21 protein-coding genes are annotated in these 25373 nt (G+C 49.7%); 4 read left to right on the top strand and 17 right to left on the bottom strand.

The features are described 5' to 3' along the window. Nucleotides 1-2 precede the first annotated feature (2 nt). The 13 genes from VMT62_04210 to ligA all read right to left on the bottom strand — a co-directional run bounded on the left by VMT62_04210 (nt 3) and on the right by ligA (nt 14086). Nucleotides 3-1754: an ABC transporter transmembrane domain-containing protein gene (locus tag VMT62_04210; GenBank protein ID HVN95611.1), complete on the bottom strand. Its 1752-nt coding sequence runs from the start codon at nt 1752-1754 to the stop codon at nt 3-5. Then, nucleotides 1729-2889, bottom strand: a complete 1161-nt coding sequence (gene lpxB / locus VMT62_04205; GenBank protein ID HVN95610.1) for a lipid-A-disaccharide synthase — start codon at nt 2887-2889, stop codon at nt 1729-1731. The genes VMT62_04210 and lpxB overlap by 26 nt, the downstream gene beginning before the upstream one ends. Continuing rightward, a complete protein-coding gene (locus tag VMT62_04200; GenBank protein HVN95609.1) occupies nt 2870-3808 on the bottom strand; it encodes a Gfo/Idh/MocA family oxidoreductase in 939 nt (312 codons plus the stop codon). Before VMT62_04200 ends, lpxB begins: the two co-directional genes overlap by 20 nt. Next, nucleotides 3799-4575: an acyl-ACP--UDP-N-acetylglucosamine O-acyltransferase gene (gene lpxA, locus VMT62_04195; protein ID HVN95608.1), complete on the bottom strand. Its 777-nt coding sequence runs from the start codon at nt 4573-4575 to the stop codon at nt 3799-3801. The genes VMT62_04200 and lpxA overlap by 10 nt, the downstream gene beginning before the upstream one ends. Before the next feature lie 5 nt (nt 4576-4580). Then, entirely contained in the window at nt 4581-5015 is a 435-nt protein-coding gene (gene fabZ, locus VMT62_04190) for a 3-hydroxyacyl-ACP dehydratase FabZ (protein ID HVN95607.1), read from the bottom strand. Next, nucleotides 5008-6039: a UDP-3-O-(3-hydroxymyristoyl)glucosamine N-acyltransferase gene (gene lpxD, locus VMT62_04185; protein ID HVN95606.1), complete on the bottom strand. Its 1032-nt coding sequence runs from the start codon at nt 6037-6039 to the stop codon at nt 5008-5010. Before lpxD ends, fabZ begins: the two co-directional genes overlap by 8 nt. Next, nucleotides 6036-6578, bottom strand: a complete 543-nt coding sequence (locus VMT62_04180; GenBank protein HVN95605.1) for an OmpH family outer membrane protein — start codon at nt 6576-6578, stop codon at nt 6036-6038. The genes lpxD and VMT62_04180 overlap by 4 nt, the downstream gene beginning before the upstream one ends. A gap of 12 nt (nt 6579-6590) precedes the next feature. Beyond that, a complete protein-coding gene (gene bamA / locus VMT62_04175) occupies nt 6591-8840 on the bottom strand; it encodes an outer membrane protein assembly factor BamA (GenBank protein ID HVN95604.1) in 2250 nt (749 codons plus the stop codon). Nucleotides 8841-8946: 106 nt separating this feature from the next. Continuing rightward, nucleotides 8947-9579 (bottom strand): endonuclease III, encoded by a 633-nt coding sequence (nth, locus tag VMT62_04170; protein HVN95603.1) that lies wholly within the window; start codon nt 9577-9579, stop codon nt 8947-8949. A gap of 50 nt (nt 9580-9629) precedes the next feature. Beyond that, nucleotides 9630-10106, bottom strand: a complete 477-nt coding sequence (locus VMT62_04165) for a Mut7-C RNAse domain-containing protein (GenBank protein ID HVN95602.1) — start codon at nt 10104-10106, stop codon at nt 9630-9632. Next, nucleotides 10103-11359 (bottom strand): amidohydrolase, encoded by a 1257-nt coding sequence (locus tag VMT62_04160; protein HVN95601.1) that lies wholly within the window; start codon nt 11357-11359, stop codon nt 10103-10105. The genes VMT62_04165 and VMT62_04160 overlap by 4 nt, the downstream gene beginning before the upstream one ends. Then, nucleotides 11356-12078 (bottom strand): MTAP family purine nucleoside phosphorylase, encoded by a 723-nt coding sequence (locus tag VMT62_04155; GenBank protein HVN95600.1) that lies wholly within the window; start codon nt 12076-12078, stop codon nt 11356-11358. Before VMT62_04155 ends, VMT62_04160 begins: the two co-directional genes overlap by 4 nt. Next, complete coding sequence (gene ligA, locus VMT62_04150) at nt 12068-14086, bottom strand: NAD-dependent DNA ligase LigA (GenBank protein ID HVN95599.1); 2019 nt, start codon at nt 14084-14086, stop codon at nt 12068-12070. Before ligA ends, VMT62_04155 begins: the two co-directional genes overlap by 11 nt. Before the next feature lie 221 nt (nt 14087-14307). Between ligA and VMT62_04145 the strand changes: the two genes are divergently transcribed. The 4 genes from VMT62_04145 to VMT62_04130 all read left to right on the top strand — a co-directional run bounded on the left by VMT62_04145 (nt 14308) and on the right by VMT62_04130 (nt 21699). Continuing rightward, a complete protein-coding gene (locus tag VMT62_04145) occupies nt 14308-16647 on the top strand; it encodes an ATP-binding protein (protein HVN95598.1) in 2340 nt (779 codons plus the stop codon). Nucleotides 16648-16804: 157 nt separating this feature from the next. Next, complete coding sequence (gene secD / locus VMT62_04140; GenBank protein HVN95597.1) at nt 16805-18406, top strand: protein translocase subunit SecD; 1602 nt, start codon at nt 16805-16807, stop codon at nt 18404-18406. Further along, on the top strand, nt 18406-19314 hold the full coding sequence (secF, locus tag VMT62_04135) for a protein translocase subunit SecF (protein ID HVN95596.1): 909 nt from the start codon (nt 18406-18408) through the stop codon (nt 19312-19314). The genes secD and secF overlap by 1 nt, the downstream gene beginning before the upstream one ends. Before the next feature lie 90 nt (nt 19315-19404). Continuing rightward, nucleotides 19405-21699, top strand: coding sequence for an ATP-binding protein (locus VMT62_04130; GenBank protein ID HVN95595.1), 2295 nt, complete (start codon nt 19405-19407; stop codon nt 21697-21699). On the opposite strand, the gene serS is transcribed toward VMT62_04130, so the two are convergent. Genes serS through VMT62_04110 form a run of 4 tightly spaced genes read right to left on the bottom strand, consistent with a single transcriptional unit; the run spans nt 21677 to nt 24885 of the window. Then, nucleotides 21677-22951: a serine--tRNA ligase gene (gene serS, locus VMT62_04125; GenBank protein HVN95594.1), complete on the bottom strand. Its 1275-nt coding sequence runs from the start codon at nt 22949-22951 to the stop codon at nt 21677-21679. The two genes, VMT62_04130 and serS, sit on opposite strands and share 23 nt — an antisense overlap. Continuing rightward, on the bottom strand, nt 22952-23539 hold the full coding sequence (locus VMT62_04120; GenBank protein ID HVN95593.1) for a GerMN domain-containing protein: 588 nt from the start codon (nt 23537-23539) through the stop codon (nt 22952-22954). Between the two features lie 3 nt (nt 23540-23542). Continuing rightward, nucleotides 23543-24103, bottom strand: coding sequence for an isochorismatase family cysteine hydrolase (locus tag VMT62_04115; GenBank protein HVN95592.1), 561 nt, complete (start codon nt 24101-24103; stop codon nt 23543-23545). After that, on the bottom strand, nt 24100-24885 hold the full coding sequence (locus tag VMT62_04110; GenBank protein ID HVN95591.1) for a TatD family hydrolase: 786 nt from the start codon (nt 24883-24885) through the stop codon (nt 24100-24102). Before VMT62_04110 ends, VMT62_04115 begins: the two co-directional genes overlap by 4 nt. Between the last annotated feature and the right edge of the window lie 488 nt (nt 24886-25373).

Below are 25373 nucleotides of genomic sequence, written 5' to 3'. Positions count from 1 at the left end.
GGCTATTTGTTCCTGATTTGAATAATCTTCTTCTGTGAGCCTTCTTTAAACTGCAATTCATAGAGTCTTTTATACGGGCCATCGGCCTCGATAAGGCTCTTGTGGGTGCCCACCTGAGCGATCATGCCTTTTTCGAGGACCACGATCCTGTTGGCGTTCATAATGGTTGAGAGCCTGTGTGCAATGATGATCGTGGTTCGTCCTTTCATAAGGTTCTCCAGCGCTTTCTGAACCTCGATCTCGGACACGGCGTCGAGAGAGCTTGTGGCCTCGTCGAGGATCAGGACAGGCGCGTTCTTATAAAGGGCCCGCGCGATGGCAATCCTCTGCTTCTGTCCGCCCGAAAGCCTGACCCCCTTCTCTCCAACCACTGTCTCGTAGCCTCTGGCAAACTTGACGATGAATTCGTGGGCAAAGGCCATGGAGGCGGCATGCACGAGCCTATCCTCTTCAGGAGTCACGCCGTAAGCGATATTGTTTCTGATTGAATCGTTAAAGAGGATAACGTCCTGGGTGACGAGCGCGATATTTCTCCTCAACGAGTTCAATGATACGTTGCGTACGTCAAATCCGTCTATTTCAATGCCGCCTTGAGTCGTATCGTAAAATCTTGGTATGAGATTGGCAAGTGTGGTTTTGCCCACCCCGCTTTCCCCAACAAGGGCCACAACTTCATTCTTATCAATCCTCAGATTGATATTCTTGAGCACCATCTTCTCATCGTATTTGAAGGACACGTTCTTAAACTCGATGACGCCGTCAATATTTTCGAGTTCGGCGGCCCCCGGTTTGTCTTCTATTTCCGGCTTTCTATCGATTATCTCAAAGACCCTCTGGGCCGCGGCGAGGCCCTGCTGGACGTTGTGGTTTTCTTTGTTTAATCTCTTGACAGGTTCGTAAAGGAAAAGAAGCGCTGCCGTAAAAGACATGAAGTCACCGGGCGTTGAATGGCCGGCTATGACTTCGCCTCCTCCATACAAGATCACGACGGCGACGGCGATACCGCCGATGATTTCCATGATCGGATGAGACAGGGCGCGAAGCTTTGTTCGTTTCATGATAATACGAAACATCTGTTCGTTTTCTCCATTGAACCGTCCGTTTTCATACGTTTCCATGGAGAACGCCTTGACGATGCGCTGGCCCGTGATCGTCTCATGGAGAAAGCTCGTGAGGCGGGCCGCCGATTTCTGCGTATTGATTCCGACTTTTCTTAATTTTTTTCCGAATGAAACGATGGGGTAAATAGCGAAAGGAAGCACGATGAACGCGATTGTTGCAAGTTTCCAGTCACGGTAAAAAACAACGCCGATAAGACCCACGATACTGAACACGTCTACGAGGATCGCCGTCACTGAGTCTGATACGGTGCCCTGGATAAGTCCTACATCGTTCATGATCCTCGAGATACTCTGGCCTGTCGGGGTCTTGTCAAAGAAAGAAAGGGGTTGTTTCTGGAGATTGGCGAAGACGAGGTTTCTGATATCCGTGACTACCCTCTGACCCACATATCCCATGAAATACGCTTGAAGATAATAAAAGAAACCGCTTATCAGGAATAGAAGAATAACAACGAGCGGCATAAGGTAGAGCATCTTCGCATTTTTGTTCACAAAGACATCATCTACGACATACTTCACTATGTATGCCTGGAGCGGACTTTTGCCTGAATACACAGCCATACAGGCCATGGCCACGGCAAGTTTTGCCCAGTAGGGTTTGAGAAACTCAAGGAGTCTGCGATAGAGCGCCATATCTCTCCTCTAGAAACTCGACGATTCCGTCTCTGGCATTTTCATAAGCATTGTGTTTATTAAGCTCTCCTGTGATCCCCTCAATACCTTTTCTTATCTCCTGTTTCCCATTATGTACCATATATAAAGCCCTTTCCGCAATCTTTTCGGGGTCTAGGTCCTGGATGAATTCTGGAAAAACTTCTCTTTCGGCGATAATATTGGGAAGGCTGATGAAGTCTGTTTTCACGAGCATCTTCGCGATGAAGTAGGAAAGAGGAGAAATCCGGTAGATAACGATTGTAGGGGCCTTAAGTATTGCGGCTTCCAGCGTGACACTCCCTGATGCCACAATAGCGGCATCGCAGTGAGCCAGTGCGTCGTACGCATGGTTTTTGACCAACACTATTTTGTTGAGGCCCTCTTTGAAGGGCGCGAGCATCTCTTCCTGTATATTTTCAGCTAAAGGCAGGACCGTGATCATTTCGGGAAGGTTCTTTTTCATGATGTTTACTGTGTCGATCAGTACGGGCAGGTGTTTCTTGATCTCGTTTTCCCTGCTTCCGGGCATGATCGTGATAACGGGGTTGCCCTCATTTTTTCCAATGACCTTGAGAAACTCGTCTCTTGAGAGGGAAGGCCGAACCGTATCGATGAAGGGGTGTCCCACATAGAGGGCGTCGATGCCGTATGAATCATAGAGCCTCTTTTCGAAGGGGAGAATACAGATCACTCTATCCACATATTTCTTGATAACACGGATACGATTTTTTCTCCACGCCCATATCTGGGGCGGAATGAAGTATACAACGGGGATGCCGCTTCTCTTGGCGAAGCGGGCTATCCTCAGATTGAATCCGGGGAAATCCACGAGGACGACCAGAGCAGGTTTGTTTTGCCGGATATACTTCTTTACCACACTGAAAGCCCTGAGAATATGGGGAAGCCTGGAGAATATTTCGCTGACTCCGGTGAGGGAAATATCCCGGTAATCGCAGATAAGACGGGCACCCGCTTGAGCAAGCCTTTTGCCCCCGACCGCGCTGAATGTGAATTCAGGGTGGCCCTTGAAGCGCCCTACGAGGTTCGCCGCGTGTAACTCTCCGGAAAGTTCACCGGTAATAAGAACAATCTCATTATCGAATGATCGGGACACGCTTCTTCCCTGCGATGTGTTCTTTGATTCTTGTGGCAAGCGCGAGGGCTTTTAATCCATCGATGCCGGTGATGCTCGGGGTTTTTTTGTCCCGGATGGAACCGATGAACTCGAGCAATTCGTCCTCAACCGGGTCAAGCCGCGAGGCGGCGTATTCTGATGTATCGACTGAGCCCGTTTGGTTTTTCACCAAACTTGTGCATTTCCCCTGGAGCAGATCTATGGAGAGAGACTTGCCTTCTTCGTATATTGTCAACATGCGTTCTTTCCTGGAGGAGATTCTGCTTGCCATCAGGTTTGCGATGCAGCCACCCGAAAACTCGATCCTTACATTCACCGCGTCAAGCTTATCCGTCATAAAACAGAGGCCCTGCGCGTGAACTTCGCCGATCTCATCAGGCACGAGGGAAAGCAACAGATCGAGATCATGGATCATGAGATCAAGGACCACATCCACGTCGGTCGATCTTCCGGTGAATGGACTCGTTCGGGTCGATTCGATAAGGATCGGCTTTTCAACAAAACGACGGCCATGAGAGAAAGCGGGGTTGAACCGTTCGAGGTGGCCAATCTGGAATACAAGATTATGGGCAGCCGCGCTGTCTATGAGCTCCTGCGCCTGAGCCGTATTCACCGCAATAGGCTTCTCCATGAAAACGTGTTTGCCCGCATTAAGAAAGGCCTTGCCGATAGTGTGATGTGTTTCCGTAGGCGTAGCGATGATTGCCGCCTGGCACAAAGGGATTGTGTCCTGCCATCGCTCATAGAGTTTAAATCCCATCCTGTGTGCGGTCTCGCCGGCAAGAGCGGTATTCGTATCAGCGATCGCGGATACCTCGACGCCATCAATGGTGAGGAGCTTATTGAAATGAATCTTCCCCATATGGCCGAGGCCGACCAGAGCGACTTTTAGCGACATACACCCCTTTTTGATGTTTTCATAAAGTCGATGAGTGTTTCAATGTGTTCACTCCGAATCTCTTCCTGGATGATTTTCAGGGATGTGCTCAAGGGAAGGGCGGATCTGAAGAGCAGCTTGTAAGCCTTCTTGAGCTGTGATATTTCTTCTTTCTTGAAACCGTGACGTTCCAAACCCACAACGTTGAGCCCATAGAGTTTGGCGCGGTTGCCCGCTCCTCCCGCTGCAATAACGAAAGGCGGGACATCGTTGGGAATGCCGGTGAGTCCACTCACGAAGGCGTACTGTCCGATTCTGCAGAACTGATGTATGGCGCAAAATGCGCTGATTGTGGCGAAGTCGGCCACCTGTACGTGGCCGCCCAGGGTTGCGCCGTTTGTCATGATCACATGGTTGCCCAGGGCACAGTCATGAGCTATGTGCGCGTATGCCATGATCAGGTTATGATCGCCTACCTTAGTCGTGCCCCCGCCATGCACGGTACCCCTGTTTATCGTAACGTATTCTTTAATGGTATTGTTGTGTCCGATGACTACCTGCGTCTCTTCTCCCATGTATGTGATATCTTGAGGCGCCCCTCCGATAGAGGCGAAAGGGCTTACCGTGCAGTTCTCGCCGATCGTTGTGGCGCCCTGAACCACCACATGGCTGATAAGCTTTGTGCCCCTCTTGATGATGACCGGTCCATCGATGGTACAGTAAGGTCCTATGTCAACATCCTCATCGATCCGCGCCTGACTGTCTATTACTGCCGTGTGATGTAACACCGTTTCTACTCCTTGTTCGTTTTGAGCATGGCCATGATGCGCGCCTCAGCCACTATATCATCGTCCACAAGCGCTTTTCCGTCGAATACCCATATTTCACGCCTATGTTTTACGACTTCCGCAACAAGCTTCAACTGGTCCCCTGGGATAACCGGTTTCCGGAAACGAGCGTCGTCTATGCCGGTAAAGAAAACCGACCCCTCCATCCCGGGAAAAGACGTAAACGCCAGTACACCGCCCGTTTGCGCTATGGCTTCGAGAATAAGCACGCCCGGCATAATGGGCCTTGTGGGAAAATGACCGGGGAAGAACGGTTCATTGTAGGTCACATTCTTGATGCCTACGATCCTTTTTGCCGGCTCCAATTCCACTATCCGGTCCACGAGAAGAAAGGGATATTTGTGGGGGAGGAGTTTCATTATTTCGTTTATATCAATCATTCCCGTCCTCCAGGTGCAGTTTCTCTTCCATCTTCTTCATCTTCTCAAAAAGAAGGGGCAATCTCTTGAGGTAGCTATTCAGTTTCAGCCATTCTCTGTGGGGCATATGGGGTGTGCCTGAAATAATAGCATTGGATGGCACGTCCCCGGTAATACCGGCCCGTCCCCCCGCCATAACGTTGTCACCGACTGTAACATGATCGGCGATGCCGGCCTGACCGGCCAGGACAACATTCTTTCCTATGGTGGCGCTGCCGGAAATTCCCACCTGAGAAACGATTATAGAATTCTCACCGATGGAAACATTGTGGGCAATCTGCACAAGGTTATCTATTTTCGTGCCTCTTCCGATACGGGTTGTGCCCAGCGATCCCCTGTCTATGGTCACATTTGCCCCTATCTCCACGTTGTCTTCGATGACGACCGTTCCCAGATGAGGGATCTTTCGGTGCTCTTGTCCGTCCCATACATATCCAAAACCGTCACTGCCGATGACAGTTCCGCTGTGTACAACGACGTTTTTGCCGATTTTTACGTCAGGGTAAATGGTTACGTGCGGATAAAGCGTGCAGCCCTCATCGATTGTCACGTTCTTGCCTACACAACAAAATGGGTAGATTACGGTACCCGACTGAATAACGGCGTTTTCGTCCACAAAAGCATAGGGGGCGACAGAGACACCATCTGCTATCCTGGCCTCACCTGATACGAAAGCGAGCCTGCTGACGCCGGCTTCCATCCCTCTCGGTTGTGCGAAAAGCTCCGCCGCCTTTATATAGGCAAGTTCCGGCCGCTCTACCACAATAAGGTTGACATTTGCGAGGCCCCCGGGAGGAAATTCTTTTCCGACAATAATTGCCGATGCTTTGCAGCTTGCGAGAAATTTCTTGTAACGGGCATGCGCAAGAAATGTGATCTCTCCAGCTCTCGCATCCTTTATGCCTGAGATGCCACTGACCTCGATCTCGCCATTACCAATCAAATGACCGTGCAGGTAAGAGGCAATCTTCTTGAGGGGGATCATTTCTTGGATGTTGGCTGTTGCTTTTTCCCTGCTTCATTGAAGAGGGCGATGACCTTGTCCGTAATATCGATCGTCGGCGAAGCGAAGAGTATCCCGGCCTGGTTCTTTTCGAGGATGAGTGTGTATTTCTCTTTCTCTCCCAGGTTTTTGACAATTGTTTCGATTTCTTTCAAGATTTTCTGCGTGTATTCCTGATCCTTTTGCTGTAACTCGGTCTGATAATCGCCGGCCAATCTCTGGTAATCCTTCAATTTGGCCTGATACTGTTTTTCTTTGTCTGCTCGTGCCTCAGGGGTGATCGTGGCTGCCTGCTTTTCAATGGCGTCTTTGAGTTTTTGCAGCTCGTCCTGTTTTGTATCGAGGTCCTTTTTTAGCTTGTCCGCTTCAGCCTTGAGGGTGGTTTGAATCTCTTTGCCCTGGTTGGACTCGAGCATTATCTTCTGCAAATCCGCATATACGATGTTCATGGTCTGCCCATGTGAAATGTGCGGCGCCAACAGTACTCCGAGAACGAAAAAACTTGCGACAAAATACTTCATGCTGCCTCCTTGCTAATATTGTGTACCGATGGTAAACTCGAATGCGTTCTTTCTCTCATCTTCTTTAGGGTTCAGATTGAATCCGAGCTCGAGTCGAATAGGCCCCATGGGCGAGAACCAGCGTATACCGAACCCCCCCGTTGTCTTCAGAGAAAAACTGTCCAGGGTGTCGAAGCCGTCTCCGGCATCGAAAAAGATGACCCCTTTTAACCCGGCCGGTTTGAAAATGGGGAATATCCATTCCAGGTTGCAGAAGGCCTCATTAATGCCACCTATCACTTCACCGTTCGTGTCCGTAGGTCCAGCCTCTCCGTACTTGAACCCTCGTATGGAATTGAGGCCTCCGATGAAGAATTTCTCAAAAATCGGCACACTCACCCCACTGTACTGTCTTATCGTGCCTGCGGTGGCTTTGATGAAGAAGGCGCTGTCCAAAAACGATACAGGGAAGTACTTGCCCGCATATCCGACCACGGATACGAACTTGTTATCGCCGAGGAGCGGTCCGCCAGCGTACTCGACCGTAATGGCTGAATGGGAGCCCTTCGTGGGGTTCATGACATTATCGATGGTATTTCTTGCCAACGTGAGGGAGACGGCGCTCGTGACGCTCGATCCCGACTGGTTCTGGACGTACGCGCTTGCATCATCTTCTACGTTATAGACGTCCACATTTTCCAGCCTATATTGTACGGTCGTCTTTACAAAGTCCGTAAGAGGGCGGGTAAGTGAGAGGCTGCCGCCCTGCCGTTTATAATCATAAGTGTCGAAGATTCTCGTAAAGTTAAAGGCGCTCGCGCCCGCGTGGAGGTTCTTGTCGAAAATATAAGGCTCCAGGTACGAAATCCTGAATTCATGCGTTATGCTGCCTAAAGAAGCCTCCAGAGATAAGTTCCTTCCGGTTCCAAGGAGGTTTTCCTGGGAAATAGTACCGGTCACGAAGGCATTTTCTGCGGTGCTATAACCCACTCCCACGCTCAACGTTCCTGTTGGGCGCTCTTCCACAGAAATATCCATATTGGCCTTGGCGGGGTCCTCGGTCTTGATGAGTTTCATGTCAATGTCTTTGAAGTAGGTCGTGTTGGTGAGCTTCCTTTTGCTTTCTTTGAGGCTTGACGAGGAGAACCTGTCCCCTTCGGCAAACTTCAGCTCCCTTCGTATGACCTTATCCCGTGTCTTGGCATTGCCAATGATATTGATCCGGTTAAAGTAAACCTCCGTCCCCTTGGATATGTTGAAAACCATATTTACCGTCTTTGTCTTGTCATCAATGACGTTAAGAGGAGCTACATCACAGAAGGCATAGCCCTTGTCCTGATATAGATCGGTGAGGGTGAGAACATCCTCATGATAGAGGCTCGATCGAAAAATATTCCCTGTTTTACTTTTCAATTTGCCCGTAAGCTCATCCTTGGGAAACATCAGATCGCCGGCGAAATCTATGGTCCCGTTCTTATAGATGTCTCCTTCTTGCACGCCTAATGTAATGGTGATAGACTTGCCATCTTTAGAAACGGCAATATCAGGCACGCCTATGTTGGCTCTCACGTACCCGTTATCGTTATAAAAGGCCTCAACATTCTTCCGGTCTTCTTCAAGGTTATCCTCGTCGAGGATGCCTGAACCGGTTATCCACGAGAAAAGCCCTTTTTCTTTTGTGCGCATGTACCTTTTGAGAACACTCGGCTTAAACGCCTTATTGCCAACAAAGACGATCTTTTTTACGTGGGCCTGACTGGGTTCGTCAACAGTGATCGTGACGGTAGCGTTGTACTCCTCGCCGTAATCGATTTCATAGTTAATAGCGGTGGCGTAGTAACCTTTACTGGCATAGAATTTTTTGAGCTCGTCGATGCTCTCTTTGATTCTATCCGTGTTGAGAACGGTATTTGTCCTTATCTTCAGTTTTTCTACCAGATCCGAGGTCTTAATCTTTTTGTTTCCTGATATATAAATTGCCTTGATGGGTGGCCTTTCGATCACCACGAAGGTGACGATCTTTCCTTTGTCGGTATCCTTTACATCGATCTGTACGTCACTGAAGAAACCGGTCTTGTAGATGTTTTTCATGTCCTCTTTGACTTTATCCGCATTATACGCTTCGTTTTCTTTCGATTTTACGGCATTGAGGACAAAGCCGGTGTCAATCCTCTCGTTACCGGCAATCTCGATTTTAAATATCCTGTCGGCATCAAGGGCGAAAATGCTTGCCGGGCACGCAATAATAAGCAAAGAGATGAGAAGGATTCTCAATTTTCCCATACGATTAGCAAAATTACCAGAAAAAGCGCGTATTGTAAAGGCAAAAAACCATGATCGAAAAGAGTCTTGATATTTTGCCCGCTGAGTGTTCACACAAGAACCAATTTCACCTGTGTTTTTCTACGCCCATTTTCCTGCACATGTGGGAGAGCGGACAGGTACTACAGAAGGGCGATATGGGACGACAGATGCGCTTTCCAAAGGTTACAAGCAGGGTATTGTATACGATCCAGTATTTCCGCGGCAGTATCTGTCTTAAAGCGTCCTCAGTTTCATGCGGGTTCCTGGTTGATATGAACCCCAGTCTGTTTGAGATCCTGTGAACATGTGTGTCCACGCAAATGCCCGGCTTGCCGAACCCCTCGGTGACCACGAGGTTGGCCGTCTTCCTCCCCACGCCCTTCATGGTCAGGAGTTCATCGATTGAATCAGGGACGTGTCCGCCGTATTTTTCCGCTACCATCCGGGAAACCTCTTTCAAGGTCCGAGATTTGTTCCGGTAGAAGCCTACAGGGTAAATAAGTGCCGCAAGTTCCTTTTCGGGCATACTCATGATATCTTGAGGAGTCTTTGCCCGCTTTAGAAGTCTTGCCATCACCTTCTCCGTGAGTTCATCCTTTGTCCTGAGGCTTAAGAGCGTGCCGACCAGTACGAGGAACGGGTCTTTCTTCGATTTCCGGGATATACTCGTCACCGCAGGCACATCTTCGGGGAAGAGTCTTTGAAGTATATCTATCATTTCCTCGAAAGGAAATCTCACGACTCGCACTCTGCTTGGTTTGGCGCGTCTCATCGTTTCTTTCCCTGCTCATCCCCGGTATCGGCCAGGAAAACCTCCGTGATACTCCTCATCGCTTCCGTATGAGTGCCTTCCCAATAGACCTTTTTGCAATGAGGACATGTTTTGAATCGGCTGTGATGATGATAGGTATACTCGGGGATGAGCCCTTCGATAGCTTCTTTGGACGCGGCCTGAAGAAGGGTATTGCATGCGAGGCATCTCGTCATGAAACGGGCGCGGTCAAGTACAGGCCGTATCAGGTGTCCGATTTCTTTGAGCTGTGCTTCCGTGTCATTTGATCTCACGAAGACCACCGGTTGATAGGCAATGGGTTTCGTCCTTTTTGTCAGTAGAAGAGGGGGGTCTGCCAATTTCCTGTATGGCTCGAGCGTGTCCTCTGCTTTCGTAAACGAGATCGTGTCGAAGCCAAGCATACGCAAACGTTTGGCGAGTCTTCCGAGGGTAATATCACAGATAAACCTCATCTTGTGACGAGCGCCCTCGCGAGAGTTTTCACCTTCGCTTTGATCTCTTCTTCGGCCGCTATATATCTCTCTTCCATGATGACTTCTCCCATGCAGATCACCGTGTCCACAATAGAGCCGTTTGACGCGTAGACAATATCGGAGTAGATGTCGAAGTTGGGAACGAACTCGGGCCCCGCAATATCGACAAGGACAATGTCGGGGCTTTTGCCGACCTCAATCTGCCATTCACCGAGATGAAAGATCCTGGCCGCGATCCCGGTGGCAAGATCAAACGTCCGCCTTGCGGGAAGCATGGTGGGATCATGGGAAAGAAACTTTGCAAGAAGGGATGAGAACTTCATCGTCTCGATAAGATCGAGATGATTGTTCGAGGCGCAGCCATCCGTGCCGAAGCAGTAAGGGATATCATTCGATTCCATGAGGGTGTGGGGAAAGATACTGTCCACCGAGAGTTTCAGGTTAGAGACAGGAACATGCACGAGCTTTGCATCCGTCTTTTTCAGGATGGACGCGTCTGAAGCGGTGAGCATACATCCGTGACAGCCTATGTAGCGATCTGAAAGCAGGTCTATGTCACGAAGGAACTCGACGGGCGTGACCCCGTACTTCTGTATGGAGAAGTCTATTTCCTGCTGTGTTTCCATGAGGTGCATATGAATGAGAATGTCCCTCTGCTTAGAGAAATCTCTCATCCATTCAAGGCTTTTCTTTGAAACGGTGTAGATAGCATGGGGACCGAATGTGAACGTGACGTTAGGCCTGTATTTGTCTGAAAGCTCAAAGAGCCGTGTATTCTCCTCTAGCTGCTCGTCACTCTTCTTCTCGTCAAACATGTCGATGAAAACGGCGCTTACAAATCCCCGTATCCCCATATCGCAGGCCGCCTGAGCCGTTGCTTCCCAGTGCCAGTACATATCGTTGAATGAGGTGATACCATTCTTGATCATTTCAAGGCATGCGAGTTTTGCGCCCCAGTAAACGTCTTCTTCAGTGAGCTTTGCCTCCAGGGGCCAAATCTTTTCTTCGAGCCATCTCTTAAGAGGCATGTCGTCTGCGTAGCCCCTGAAAAGAGTCATGGCCGCATGTGTATGACCGTTGATGAGAGAGGGAAGGGCAGCCTTGTTTCTTCCATTTATCACTTTATCGGCCCTGCGCATGCAGCCGGGATCGATCTCTTCAATAAGGCCGTTGTTGATGAAAATGTTCGTTGTAGTTTCTCCGAGGAGAACATCTTTAATGAGTATTTTCACGATATGCCCCTGGTGACGAGCGACTCAATCACGATTTCAATGGTTTTGACATTCTTCCGCACGTTCTCTCTTATCTGTTCCATAGTGAGCGGGACCCGAAGAATTCCGTTGCAGTAGTTATCGACACAACAGAGACTTGCGTACGGTATCCCATATTCCATGCAGAGCGTTGCCTCCGACGCCATGGTCATACCGACGACGTGGCCATAAGGTTTGAGCAACGCTATCTCGGCTTTTGTCTCAAGTCGGGGTCCTAAGGTCTCAATGTAGACACCTCCGGAGCGAACCTTTATACGGTGCTCTCTCAATAAATTGGCGAGTGATATCCTGAGATCCTGATCCATTGTCGGCACGATGAAATGCATTTCTCGGTCAAAAAACGTTGGTATCTTCCAGATTGCAATGAAATCGTCGGGAATGATGAACATCCCCGGTTTTAAGGAAATCCTGAGGCTTCCCACTGAGTTTATTGCCACGACCTTTCGTACTGCCAAATCCTTCAGGGCGCGGATGTTGGCCTTATGGTTGATCATATGGGGGGGCACAGGCCTCGCCGTGTGCCTTTGGAGAAAGATCACGTCTTTTTCTTCTCTAATCTCGACCAAGCCATGAACGGTCTTTATCCGTCTTACGTTCCAGGACGAAAAAAGGGGAGATTCCATGAAAGAGGTACCGCCTATTATAGCGATGGGCTGATTTACGGGCGATTTATGTTTCATGGGTTCTCCCGACGATTAAGAGAAATCTGTCTTCGTCTATTACTTTGATTCCGAGTGCCCGCGCTTTGTCTAATTTCGAACCGGCTTCCTCTCCGGCAACGACGTAATCCACATTCCTGCTTACCGATGAGGCGGTTTGCGCTCCGAGCACTTCCACCGCGCCTCTCGCCTGATCCCTCGACATGCTTTTTAGAGAACCTGTGAAGACGAAGGTGAGCCCGGCGAGTTTGGTGGAACCTTTTTCTTTGTATTCAAGTACAACACCCGCGGCAAAGATACGCTCGATGGTCTTTCTGTTCTTTTTGTCCTTGAAGAAGCTGACAATGCTTCCTGCCACTTCAGGTCCTATTTCCCTCACAGTGAGAAGGGCATCCATATCTGTCTCCATGAGCGTATAGATGTCCTTGTATCGTTCAGCCAGGAGAGCGGCAACATGCTCACCCACGTTTCTGATACCCAGCGCGTAAACGAATCGTGCAAAGGACCTGTTTCTGGAGGCATCGATGGCCTCCATGATGTTTTGTGCTGATTTTTCGGCCATCCTTTCCAGGGCACTCAAGTCTTTCTTTTCCAAATAGTAGAGGTCGGACACATCCTGAATGATCCGTTTGTCAACGAGCTGCTCAATAAGCTTGGTTCCCAGTCCATCAATGTCCATGGCCCTTTTGGAAGCAAAATGTTCTATTCTGCCTTTTATCTGGGCAGGACAGTTGATATTCACGCAGCGCCAGATGGCTTCACCTTCCGGTCTCACGATGGCCTCATGACAGACAGGACACGTGCGGGGCATGACGAAAGGCTTTTCTGAGCCGGACCGCTTGTCCTTCACGACCCTCACCACCTCCGGGATAACATCTCCTGCCCTCGTGACGACGACCGTATCACCTATCCGGACATCCTTTCGCCTGATTTCGTCTTCATTATGGAGTGTTGCCCGTGAAACTTCTACACCCCCGATAGCCGCCGGAGTGAGCACGGCCACAGGGGTGAGCGCGCCCGTCCTACCGACGCTCACCATGATATCATCGATCACGCTCAACGCTTCACGGGCCTCGAACTTGAAGGCTACGGCCCACCGCGGAGATCGGGAGACCGCACCGAGTTTATTCTGTTCCTCAATATTGTTTACTTTGATAACAGTGCCGTCAATCTCGTAAGGGATCCGGTCCCGCATGCCTTCGATATAATGATAGTGATCTATGACCTCACCCATGTTTTCGCAGAGTTTGGCCAGAGGGTTGACCCTGAAGCCCCACGCCTTCAGATACTGGAGAAACTGAAACTGAGTTTTGGGATTTGCCCCTATAATCTGACCCGGCGCATAGCAGAAGATGTTGAGCTTTCTGTCTGACGTAATCCTAGGGTCCAATTGTCGGATGGAGCCGCTCGCAGCATTTCTTGGGTTTGCGAAGAGCGGCTCGCCGGATTCCGCTCGGGTCTCGTTGAGGGCGATAAACTCCTTTTTTCCCATATACACTTCTCCTCGAACTTCGAGGCGCTCGGGCACAGGCACGTGTCCCTGGGCAAGAAGGCGCGTAGGAATCGAGCGTATGGTTTTCAGGTTTTGTGTGACGTCTTCACCTACGTATCCGTCGCCTCTGGTTGAGCCGAGGGCGAACAAGCCGTTAACATAGACAAGCTCGACGGCAAGCCCGTCTATCTTCACCTCTATGACATACTCAATCAAGTCGGTTTTGAGGAGCTTTTTTACCCGCTTATCGAAATCGACTATTTCTTGAACAGTCATAGCGTTTTGGAGGCTCAGCATGGGAACTGTGTGTGTAACGGTGGAAAACTCATCGAGCGGTGTTGCACCCACTCTCTGGGTGGGAGAGTTACTGTCGAAGAATTCAGGGTATTTCATCTCGAGATCTGTGAGGTCCTTGAGGAGGCGGTCGTACTCTGCGTCGGAGACTTGTGGGTCATCAAGCACGTAATAGCGGTAATTATGATATTCCAGAGTCTTTCTCAACTCTTCGATCCGCGCTTGTACCTGCCCTTTGTCCATATCGGTAACAATCGTAATTCACTAATTATAATACAATTGATTAGAAATAATGTATCATATACTATACAATGTCAGGGAGTCCAGCAAATTTGGATGCACTAACAGACGGTACAGAGCCTGAAATGAGATTTGCGGCATAACGGCCTTTGCGCATGGTTCTTGAATGACGAACAATCGCGTCCACCATTAGGCACCAACATGCAAATGGTGTGGAGGTAAGGTTGGAGATCGTTGGTTTCTTTCGAAACATACCCATCAAAAAGAAGTTGATTCTGCTGTGCGTTCTCACTACGGCTTCAGGGCTTTTTCTTGCCGGTATTGTATTTATTGTAAATGAAGTGTTCTCTTCCAAAGCAGTCCTTATGCAGGAGCTTAAGGGGATTGCGGATACCGTGGGAAAGAGTAGCGCCGGGGCGCTCGTCACCCACGACAGGCAAGGGATGGAAGAAACCCTGGGTCATTTAAATTTCATGCCTCATATCATGTATGCCGCCGTCTACGATGTTGAGGGGAGGGTATTTGCGCACTACCAGCGAGGCGATTATAAGCCATTGCCACAGGCTGGCGCTTCGGGGGAGCAAGGCTATCATTTCGGCATACGGCATCTGGCCATATTCCAGAACATTGTTTCGGATGAGAAACCCATCGGCGCGGTGTACATGGTTTATGACCTGAACAAGTTCTATTTCACGGTTTTTCGGCACGGAGTGATGCTGTGCGCCGTCATGGCACTCTCTTTGCTGATAAGCTACCTCTTGTCATCCAGGTTGCAGAAGATAGTAACGGAGCCGCTTTTGGAGCTCACATCTCTCATGGGCGTCATCTCGAAGAAAGAAGATTATGCCTTACGAGCCGTGGCGCGCAACAAAGACGAAACCGGTTACCTGGCGCAGGGTTTCAACGAGATGCTCAAAAAAATGCAGGAGAGAGACGGAGAGTTGAAGGACTATCGGAGACACCTGGAAAAGCTCGTCGAAAAGCGGACCGAAGAGTTGAGCGAGATAAACAGACATTTGCAGCAGGAGCTTGTAAAACGCGAATCAGCGGAGAGGGCGCTCAGGGAATCGGAGGACATGTACCGAACTATCTTCGAGAACACAGGCAACGCGAGCATTATCGTAGAAGACGATACCACAATATCCCTTGCCAATACGGAATTTGAAAAACTGTCGGGCTACTCCCTTCAGGATATAGAGAAGAAGAAATCCTGGATTGAGTTCTTCGATAAGGCGTATGCCGAACAAATGAAAGAATACCATTATTTGAGGCGTATCAATCCACTCGCCGCGCCCAAGCAGTATGAAGCACGGTTTGTCGACAAATCAGGCGTAACAAAAGATGTCTATCTGACGGTAGCGTTGATTCCAGGCACAAAGAAGAGCGTTCTATCGATCCTCGATATCGATGACCGAAAGGACCTCGAGGAACAGCTGAGGCAATCCCAGAAGATGGAGGCCATAGGCCAGCTTGCAGGCGGCATCGCGCATGATTTCAATAATATTCTCACCACCGTTATCGGTTACAGCGGCATGCTGCAGATGAAGATGGATCCGGAAAGCCCGCTCAAGGAGTATGTCGAATCGATCATGAGTTCGGCAGAGAGGGCCACCCATCTCACACAGGGGCTCCTCGCCTTTGGCCGCAAACAGGTGCTTGCACCAAAGATCATCGACCTCAACGATACCATACGGAACGTGGAAAAACTCTTGAGGAGACTCATCGGGGAAGATATTGAACTGGTGACAGCATTCAATCAGTCCGCTGTAATGATTTTCGCCGACTCCGGCCAGCTGAGCCAGGTTCTCATGAATCTCGCTGCCAACGCGCGGGACGCTATGCCCGACGGAGGCATTCTCACGATAAGGACCGAAATCGCAACACTCGAAGGAGACCCGGCCAAACTCTACAACAGTAAGCCGCGTAAATATGCCCTGCTCACCGTGTCCGACACGGGCTCAGGAATGGACAAGGACACCTCGAGGAAGATCTTCGAACCTTTCTTCACTACAAAAGAGGTGGGAAAGGGCACCGGTCTCGGACTATCCATCGTGTACGGTATCGTAAGACAGCATCAGGGTCTGATAGATGTGGTGAGTGAGCCCGGCAAAGGGACCCTCTTCAAAATCTATTTTCCTCTCAAGAGGCCCTCCGACGATAAGCGGGCTGATTCTCCTGTCCAAGAAATCCGCGGGGGGCAAGAGACTATCCTTGTTGCAGAAGACGATCCGCACGTGAGAGAGTTGACGAGAGATATCCTGGAGGAATACGGGTATCACGTGATCGAAGCGTGCGATGGAGAAGACGCGGTTGCCAAGTTCCGACAAAAGGAGGGGGAAATATCCCTGGCGGTACTTGATGTGATCATGCCCAAAAAAAATGGCAAGATGGTCCAGGAAGAAATCACGGGGATACGACCCGACATCAAAACGATATTCATGAGCGGCTATACGGCAGATATTATCCATAAAAAGGGTGTCTTCGAAGAGGGTATCCACTTCATCGCAAAACCGATCATCTCACACACGCTCTTGCGGAAAGTGCGCGAGGTCCTTGACGGCTAACCTTTGGATAATTGAACGAGAACGCACCCGTCTCGTATTAAGTCCGTGTGAAATAAGACTTTTGAAAGGCTTGCCGGGAGATATTTTTCTTGACAAAACCGCTCATATCAATGTATTTTTGCTATGTTTTATCCAATTCACTCAATGAGGGTGGCGTGTGTTTAAGTCGTTGAAGCTGAGATTCATACTTATTCTTGTGTTTTTGATCGTCTTCGCCGTTTTTCTCCTGCCTAACGTGTACGAACCGCAGGGCCAAATGAAGAAATATCTGCCGTCGAGTAAGATTCGCTTGGGACTTGATCTGAAAGGTGGCATGGATTTGTTGCTCGAGCTTGACATGGAAAAGCTCATGGAGAATATGGTAGATCGGAAATTTAATGCCCTAAAAGACGCGATGATTGCCGAGGGAATTCGTTTCCTTGCCCTCGACAAGAAGGAATACTCGGTGCTCATCACTGTGAGACAGGACCAGAAGGAAAAGCTTTATAACCTTATAGGAAACAGATTCTCCGAGCTGAAGGCGGGGACGTCAAAAACTGAAGGAGACACGATTCAGCTTGAATTTCTGCTGCCAGAGAAAGAACTGTCTACCATAAAGGACAACGCGGTGCACCAGGCCCTTGAAACCATACGGAATAGGATAGACCAGTTCGGCGTCTCCGAACCCGTTATCGTCCAGCAGGGGGCGAACCAGATAGTCGTTCAGCTGCCGGGCGTCAAAGACCCTCAGAGGGCTCTTGAGTTAATAGGAAGGACAGCACAGCTCGAGTTTAAACTGGTCGACGAAGAAAATATGTCGAGAGCCGCGGCGGGCCAGGTACCCGAAGGCGACGAGCTGCTCATGGAGAGACGCAAGAACCGGGAGACCGGGGTTGCTACAACATCACCAATCCTCGTGAAAAAGCAGGCCGATCTGACGGGCGATCTTTTGACGGATGCCCGGGTACAATACGGATCGGGCCGTGGCGGCTTAGGGAGCGAGATTGCGGTGGGCATCGAGTTCAATCAGGAAGGCGCGGATCGTTTTGATAAAATCACCGCCGCGAATATCGACAAGCGGCTCGCCATCGTTCTCGACAATGTGGTCTATTCAGCCCCGGTGATTCGAACGAGAATATCCGGAGGCAAGGCCCAGATCACTGGTAATTTTACCGTCGATGAGGCCACGGACCTTGCCAATGTCCTCAGAAACGGTGCGCTTCCGGCGCCTGTGAAGGTGGTACATAACCTCACCATCGGACCGGCCTTAGGCCAGGATTCCATCAGGATGGGCATGCAGGCTGCCATCCTTGGCGCCGTTCTCGTGGTTCTATTTATGATCTATTATTACAAGCTATCAGGCATTGTTGCAGACATAGCCCTGTTCCTCAACCTTATTTATCTCCTCGGTGTGTTCAACATTTTCAACTTTACCCTCACACTGCCCGGTATTGCCGGCATTATCCTCACCATGGGCATCGGCGTAGACACGAACGTCATCATCTTTGAGAGGATCAGGGAGGAGTTGCGTCTCGGTAAAACCGTGAGGGCTGCTATCGATGCCGGGTACTCCAGGGCCTGGCTTACGATCATTGACGCGCACGTCACGACCCTCATCACCACGGTCGTTCTGTTTACCTTCGGCACCGGACCCATACAGGGGTTTGCCCTGACACTGGGTATCGGCATCGTTATCAACCTCTTTACTGCCGTCTTCGGATCGAAGCTGATCTTTGACTGGATTGTCGTAAAATACAAGCCAAGGAGTTTAAGCATCTGATGGAATTTCGGGAAATCATAAAAGGCACAAAGATAGATTTTATCGGCATGAGAAACAAGATGTTTATCTTTTCGGCGATACTCGTCTTGCTCGGTATTATCGGCTTTATCATGGTATCTATGGGTAAAGCGAACCTGAGTGAAGATTTTACCGGCGGTGCAAACCTCCTTATCAATTTCAACCAATCTGTGAACATCGGGGAGCTGAGAAGCGTGCTGACAAATAATGGCATCCATGATGTTCAGATACAGCAGGTGAGTGGTACGAATCAATTCTTCATTAAGACGAAGATTAGCGACACGGAAAAAGAAAAGGTTGTTGACAAGATTCAACGGGTATTCAGCAATAGCCTTCAGGACAAAAAATATGAGGTCTTAAGCAGCAATATGGTCGGTCCGGCCGTGGGAAAGACGCTTAAGAGATCGGCTATCGTTGCCGTCATTCTGTCGCTCATAGGCATCATCATATATATCGCCTTGAGGTTCAACTTTGTTTTCGGCGTTGCCGCCACCATCGCCACCTTCCATGATGTTCTCGTCATGCTCGGGCTGTTTTTCGTGCTGGGCAGAGAGATGAATATCCTTTTTATTACGGCGCTTCTGACCATAGCCGGCTATTCATTGACGGACACGGTGGTCGTATATGACAGGATCCGCGAGAACATGGCCAAGATGAAAGCCAAGTCAGATCTGGGAGATGTTATCAATAACAGTATCAACGAGGTTTTGAGCAGAACGATCATTACCTCCATGACTGTGGTGCTGGTTATCGCGGCCCTTCTCGTCCTTGGGGGCAGGGTACTTTTTGATTTCTCGTTAGCTCTCCTCATCGGGGTGCTTATCGGAACTTACTCCTCGATTTTTGTGGCTAGCCCCCTTATCTTCCTCTGGAGAAGAAAGCTCCGTTGAAATATCACCCGAAGCTTACCATTCCTCAGCCCAAGAACTCGCCCGCGTAGATTCGCTCAGATCTTTCCGGAAGACATATCTCGGAGGATTATGAAAGCTAAGCTCGAAGATGTCCTGAGAGAAAAGGAGAGGGAGCTCAAGCTTCACAAAAGGTTTCTCCATCTGAGGGCTCTTTGCGAGCAAGAGGTTTTTGCCGGCTCGAATTTGCCTCTCAGGCCCCACGTCGAGACACTGAAGGACGTTCTCGAACAGCTGATCCCTGACCCCAAGGAGCGCGGCGAAGAGATGTTCTCAGGGGAGATATTTGCGCTACTCGGAGCGCTTTACCTGCACGATATTGGATTAACGAAAACTGTTGACTGGTGCCTTAACAAAGAGATTTTGGAACAGATAGATGATCCGGGAAAACAAATCTTTCTCAACTATGAAATAGGAAAGAAACTAAGAATACCGGAAAGCGCCATCGAGATTATCAATGATTTGGTCCTTGCCCACACGGTAACGAAGATCCCCTCCGAGTGGGAGATTGTAGATGAGGGTTCCAAAGCGCTCATCCGCAGCCCCAGGACATTGGCCTACCTTTTCAATTTTGCTCACCTGCTCGTTGATATGTTCTATTCCGATATGAGATATCTGGCCCTCAAACGCTACGGGAGTCCGCAGATCATACTGAAACCGCACAGGGCCTCCATTGGTCTTGACGCCAATGCAGGTGTCATCACCATAAGGTATGGCGCCCGATTTCCTTACGAACTGCACGCTATAGAGAACGCCAGAAGGTATGTCGAGAACATGTTTGTACGATTCAAAAACGAGGTAAACGGCAGAATGGGCTTTCAGTACAAAAAGATTGTCTGGGAAATTGCCCTCGATTCTTCCTTTGGCAGGAATATTCCTGCCACGCCTAAGCTCTCCGCATACAGCGAGTTTGAGGAAGCCCCCATTGAACGCTGGGAAGAAGCAAACGCCATTATTGACAGGCTCTTTGATCACGGGCATGCCCTTATTGTCGGGGACGCGAGTGTCGGAAAAACCACGGTACTCAAATCGTTCGTCATATCACAACTTATGAGCATGGTGAGTAATGTTTTTTACTGCGAGATGTGGTCCCATCCGACAGGGGAGTTGAGAAATGCCATCGGGCAGAAGCCGGGGCCCTCCCGTCCTCAAGAATTCGATATTGTCTCCGCGTGCAAAGAACTCCTGGAAGAGGGACCCTGTTTTTTTGTTATCGATTCCGTGGAAAGGCTCGTGTCCATTGACGCAAAAGAGATAGAAAAATTCGAGAGATTTCTTGATTTTTGCCGCAAAGAGAAGAATATCTACGTGATTATTTGCGGCGACAAAGAGACCTTCTTCGGCTGGCAGCGTTTTTTCGACGCGCTACATGGGCCGTTGCTACTTGAGATTAAGACCACGCCCCCTCACGGGACATCTGTCGGATCACACGATACTCCACACTACAAACCGATAGAATGTGAGCTTTTGCAGGCAAACCTGGATCCCGCCAGGGTGATCGATGATCTGTTTCAGGGATTCAGGGACAGCTTTGAATTCCGATCCATTATGGCCCACTTCATCGACGGACAGCAGGGACTGACCGAACGATATAGCGTGGAGGAAATATTCTATGAGACCGCTCTGCCCCAAGAAACCATTGCAAGGTATATGGAAACGCTCACCGAAAAGGATATCCTTAAGAAGACCGAAACGCTTGATGGCGCCTACTATTCGTTAAGCAGCCGCTATTTCAAAGAACCGATCCATACTTTCCTTAAGCTCGATGCTTTCGAGGAGAAGAGAACGATCCGGACGATCCTCAAGAACAGCTCGTTAAACGGGGTGCTCATCGACGCCGCTGCCTTAAGCCTTATAGAGAAGTGGAAGGAACACATGGCCTTTACCAAAGAAGAAGCGGGCATTGTCCTGGCGAGCCTTATTGAGCGCCAGAAAGACTACGGATGTTTTTTTGAGAAGATAAAGAAGGACGGAAAGGGCATAGATATTCAGCCGATCCTGAAACTAATGCGTATGAGCGACGTTGAAAGAAGGGCAAAAGCGGTAGGACTTATTACCGATATCCAGGATAAAGATATGATCAATCCGCTTCTGCTCCAGTTGAAAAAGGAGAATGTCGGGGAGATCAAGGATCTTCTGATCAAAGGTATCAGCCGAACGGGCAAGAAGAAGGCAATCATTGCCGCCATGAACACCCTGAAGGAACGCGAGGAGACGGGCTTAAGGGCCGAGGCGATAGAATTCTTACACGCTTTTCTCGGGGAGAATTCCTATGAACTGCTCGCTGACATCAGGGAGATCGATGAGAATCCCGCAATCATCGAACGCATAGATCAATTGCTCGCTAAACGGGCGGGATCCGTGTGATACCGTACATGTAAGGCCGCAGGGCCTCAGGCACGGTAACGAAGCCTTCTTTGGTCTGGTAATTCTCGAGGACGGCCATGACGGTCCTCCCGATGGCAAGACCCGATCCGTTGAGTGTGTGCAGCAACTCCGCCTTGCCGTTTGTTTTTCGATACCGGATCTTTGCTCTGCGGGCCTGGAACGACTCGAAATTGCTGCAGGAGGATATCTCCCGGTATATATTTTGTCCCGGAAGCCACACCTCTATATCGTACGTCTTTGCCGAGGAGAATCCGAGATCACCGGTGCATAAGAGGGAAACCCGGTAATGAATGTTGAGGTTCTTGAGCACGTCTTCGGCATCGAGGAGAAGCCCCTCAAGTTCATCGTAGGAGTTATCCGGGTTAGCAAATTTGACGAGTTCCACCTTGTTGAATTGGTGTTGCCGGGTGAGTCCGCGAGTATCTTTGCCATGCGCGCCTGCTTCCTTTCTGAAACAAGGGGTATAGGCCACGTACTTTATGGGTAGCTCTTCCTCCTTCACGATTTCGTTGCTGTGGATATTTGTAACCGGGACCTCTGCCGTAGGAATCAGGAAATAATCGACACCCTCGAGGTGAAAGAGTTCTTCCTCGAATTTCGGCAGTTGGCCCGTCCCTGTCATTGTTTCTCTGTTGACCATAAAAGGCGGTAAGACCTCCGTATATCCGTGTTTCCGTACATGAAGATCAAGCATGAAATTGATGAGCGAGCGCTCAAGGAGCGCCCCATACGATTTGTATAGTGTGAAGCGTGAACCGGTAATTTTCGCCGCCCTCTTGAAATCGAGGATGTCGAGTGCCTCGCCCAGGTCCCAATGCGCGAGAGGATCAAAAGCGAAGGATGGCTTTTCGCCCCAGTACCTTACTACTTTGTTGTCTTCATCGGTGGTGCCTACGGGAACGGACTCATGAGGGATATTAGGAATAATGAGAAGGGTATCCTCCCATTCTTTCTCGACGCCCTTTAACTGTTCGTCGAGATCGCTGATCTGTTTGCCCAGTGTCCTTAAGTGTTCTGTCTTTTCCGGAGGAGTTTGGCCAGCCTTTCTTGACCGTGCGATTTCATCGGAGAGGGCATTCTTTTCATTCTTCATCTTCTCCGATTCCTGAATCAGTCTCCGTCTCTTTCCGTCGATAGCGGTCACACGGGCTGTGTCGAAAGCCGTACCCCTCTTCTTGAGTGATTCTTCCACGACACCGATATTTTCTCTGACGACTTTAGGGTCTATCATTTAGTCCTCCAGTAAATCTTGATTAAATTCTAACGGCTTGTACGCGTAAATCGCTCCAGACGGTGTGTAGACAGGCTGTCCGTCGATAAGTAACATAACCCCCTTTGCGTTCCTGAAGTTTCCGAGAAAAGAGTTGACGATAGAGAAGGTCCTCAAGATCTCCGAAATGGCCGATGGTTTGGCTTCCAAAAAGGCTCTCGAGAAATTAACGTATATGATGCCGTCAGAATCTGCAGTAAAGTCTTTTAGCATGGCCCCTTCGGGGATGACCTTAAGGTTTTTCAGGTTCTTCATAATCAGATCCCCTTTGTCCTTATCGGCCATGTTATTTCGAATATCAAATTTTCTCTCGACAAGCCTGTCCTCGTCCTTGGGCGCATAGACGAGCAGGGTGTCCTTCTGCATAAAGGTAATGATCTGTTGCGGTTTCTTCATCCATAAGTCCTTGTAAAGGTACGCCGTGGCTAACCCGATGAGAAAAAGAACCAGGACCAGGGCCGCAAGGAAGGATTTGCGCACCCGGGGCGGTTTGTTTTCGAACTCCCGATACTGGCGCAGATAGAGATTGGGTCTCTTCTTTTTACGCATCCTTCACGACTCCGAGACCTCCCTGAGGAAGTCATCCGCTTTCATGACCTTGAGGAGAGGATATATGGCAGAGTTTCTATAGGCGTTGACACAGTGTTCGTGAATATCCTTCTTAAAGGCAGCGCTCGCATCTTCCAGAATAATCGTGTAGAAATCGTGGCAGATGGCGTCGAACGCAGTCGCCAACACGCAAAAATGCGTGTTAATGCCCCCCACTGCTACGCAGTCCACGCCGAGAGTCCTGAGCGTCTGGTCCAGATCTGTCTTGAAAAAGGCGCTGAACCTTCTTTTTTCCAGAATAATGTCTGTGGGCTCAACTTCCAGATCGGAGAGCGGTCGGGACCCCTTGGTTCCTCGGATCGCATGGGGCTTCATCCTGCCTTTGAAGATGAAATCTCCCTCGAGGAAGCTGTCGCAGGCGAAAATCACGGGTATTGAGAGGTCGCGACATCGCTTAAGCGTGGCCCTCACACGGGGTACGATCTTCTCTTCTTCCCGCTCGCCCTTCTTTTCGCCGCTTAAGTTACCCTCGAGCATGTCGACGATGATAAGTGCCGGTTTCATGCTCTCTTTCCTTTCGGTGTTTTCAGAAAGAGCTTTTCAAAATTATGGCACATAACCGTTCCGAGTTCCTCTAAATCTTTGCCTCGCAGAAAGGCTATCTTTTCGATAGTGAGCTTTACGTATGAAGGAACGTTTCGCTTGCCCCTGTGGGGACTGGGTGTGAGAAAAGGGGCGTCGGTCTCGGCGAGCAATCTGTCGTCAGGCACGTATTGAACGACTTTTTGGAGCTCCTGCGCTTTGGTATACGTTATGGTCCCCGGTATGGAAATATAAAAACCCAGGTGGAGAAACTTTTTCACATAATCAAGATCGTACGAATAACAGTGGATCACTCCGCCGCACTCATTCGCGCTCGCCTCTTTGAGAATTGCATAGGTTTCCTCTCTCGCATCACGAGAATGGACAATGATGGGCAGGCCAAGTGTTTGCGCCAGCTCCAGTTGTTGCCTGAATGCTTTGATCTGTGCTTCCCGCGGAGAATGGTTCTTGAAGTAATCGAGGCCTATTTCCCCGTAGGCCACTATTTTTGGATGCGCGGCCAGATGCCTTATCTTATCCGCTACATCGGGACCGTAGGCATTGCTGTTGTGGGGGTGGATTCCGAGCGCGCCGTAGACCATCGGAAAGCCGTCGATTATTTCGATGACTTTGTTGAAGTAGGCTTCCTCCGTGCCTACGGTAAGCATATAGTGAAGGCCTTCCCGCACAGACTGCTTAATGACGTCGCCCCGGTCCTCATCGTAGGATTCCATTTCCAGATGGCAATGGGAGTCTGCGAACATGGTGTTTTATAACATATTTTTTGCGACCAGCGCAATCTACTGGGGCTCGCGTCGCCCCCTCCGTAAGCCAAGCTGTCGGAGCCTCCCCCTCGGTCTCGCTTATGCGAGACGCATGCTACGCCTGAGACTGGGGCTCACGTCATATCCCCCAGTAACGAAGCTGTCGGAGCCTCCCCCTCTCGCTCAGGGCTGTAAAGGTCATAGCCGTTCCCGTGAGAGCTTGATCCAAGATATAGCGTTCACCAAAGGCTCATTTAAAACGCATATTTTTGTCGATTATGATAGAATGGACTATGCATGAAAAATTATAGTCGGTTTCGACAACAGGGAATAGAAGGAGCGCTATTGTGGGTGAGGTTTAATGCAGGTGAAAAAGGACGACAGTCTTGATCCGACGGTGAGGCCCGATCCTGATGCCCTTCTCAAGGAAGTGGAGCGTGAAGAGACAAAGGGCGGCCGCTTAAAGATCTTTCTCGGGTATGCTCCGG

This window comes from Syntrophorhabdaceae bacterium (assembly GCA_035541755.1).
Taxonomy (GTDB): Bacteria; Desulfobacterota; Syntrophorhabdia; order Syntrophorhabdales; family Syntrophorhabdaceae; genus PNOF01.
Note: the sequence above shows the minus strand (reverse complement) of the source record. Positions and strands in the feature narration are given on the sequence as shown.

What these genes read in the sequence shown, in the direction of transcription:
- VMT62_04120 (HVN95593.1), bottom strand. Translation starts at nt 23,539, where the DNA reads ATGCGTAAAAAGAAGAGACCCAATCTCTATCTGCGCCAGTATCGGGAG.
- VMT62_04180 (HVN95605.1), bottom strand. Translation starts at nt 6,578, where the DNA reads ATGAAGTATTTTGTCGCAAGTTTTTTCGTTCTCGGAGTACTGTTGGCG.
- VMT62_04165 (HVN95602.1), bottom strand. Translation starts at nt 10,106, where the DNA reads ATGAGGTTTATCTGTGATATTACCCTCGGAAGACTCGCCAAACGTTTG.
- VMT62_04110 (HVN95591.1), bottom strand. Translation starts at nt 24,885, where the DNA reads ATGTTCGCAGACTCCCATTGCCATCTGGAAATGGAATCCTACGATGAG.
- bamA (HVN95604.1), bottom strand. Translation starts at nt 8,840, where the DNA reads ATGGGAAAATTGAGAATCCTTCTCATCTCTTTGCTTATTATTGCGTGC.
- VMT62_04155 (HVN95600.1), bottom strand. Translation starts at nt 12,078, where the DNA reads ATGAAACATAAATCGCCCGTAAATCAGCCCATCGCTATAATAGGCGGT.
- VMT62_04130 (HVN95595.1), top strand. Translation starts at nt 19,405, where the DNA reads ATGAAAGCTAAGCTCGAAGATGTCCTGAGAGAAAAGGAGAGGGAGCTC.
- secF (HVN95596.1), top strand. Translation starts at nt 18,406, where the DNA reads ATGGAATTTCGGGAAATCATAAAAGGCACAAAGATAGATTTTATCGGC.
- fabZ (HVN95607.1), bottom strand. Translation starts at nt 5,015, where the DNA reads ATGATTGATATAAACGAAATAATGAAACTCCTCCCCCACAAATATCCC.
- ligA (HVN95599.1), bottom strand. Translation starts at nt 14,086, where the DNA reads ATGGACAAAGGGCAGGTACAAGCGCGGATCGAAGAGTTGAGAAAGACT.
- nth (HVN95603.1), bottom strand. Translation starts at nt 9,579, where the DNA reads ATGATAGATATACTTCAAAGACTCTTCCCCGAAGATGTGCCTGCGGTG.
- serS (HVN95594.1), bottom strand. Translation starts at nt 22,951, where the DNA reads ATGATAGACCCTAAAGTCGTCAGAGAAAATATCGGTGTCGTGGAAGAA.
- VMT62_04115 (HVN95592.1), bottom strand. Translation starts at nt 24,103, where the DNA reads ATGAAACCGGCACTTATCATCGTCGACATGCTCGAGGGTAACTTAAGC.
- VMT62_04210 (HVN95611.1), bottom strand. Translation starts at nt 1,754, where the DNA reads ATGGCGCTCTATCGCAGACTCCTTGAGTTTCTCAAACCCTACTGGGCA.
- VMT62_04200 (HVN95609.1), bottom strand. Translation starts at nt 3,808, where the DNA reads ATGTCGCTAAAAGTCGCTCTGGTCGGCCTCGGCCATATGGGGAAGATT.
- lpxD (HVN95606.1), bottom strand. Translation starts at nt 6,039, where the DNA reads ATGATCCCCCTCAAGAAGATTGCCTCTTACCTGCACGGTCATTTGATT.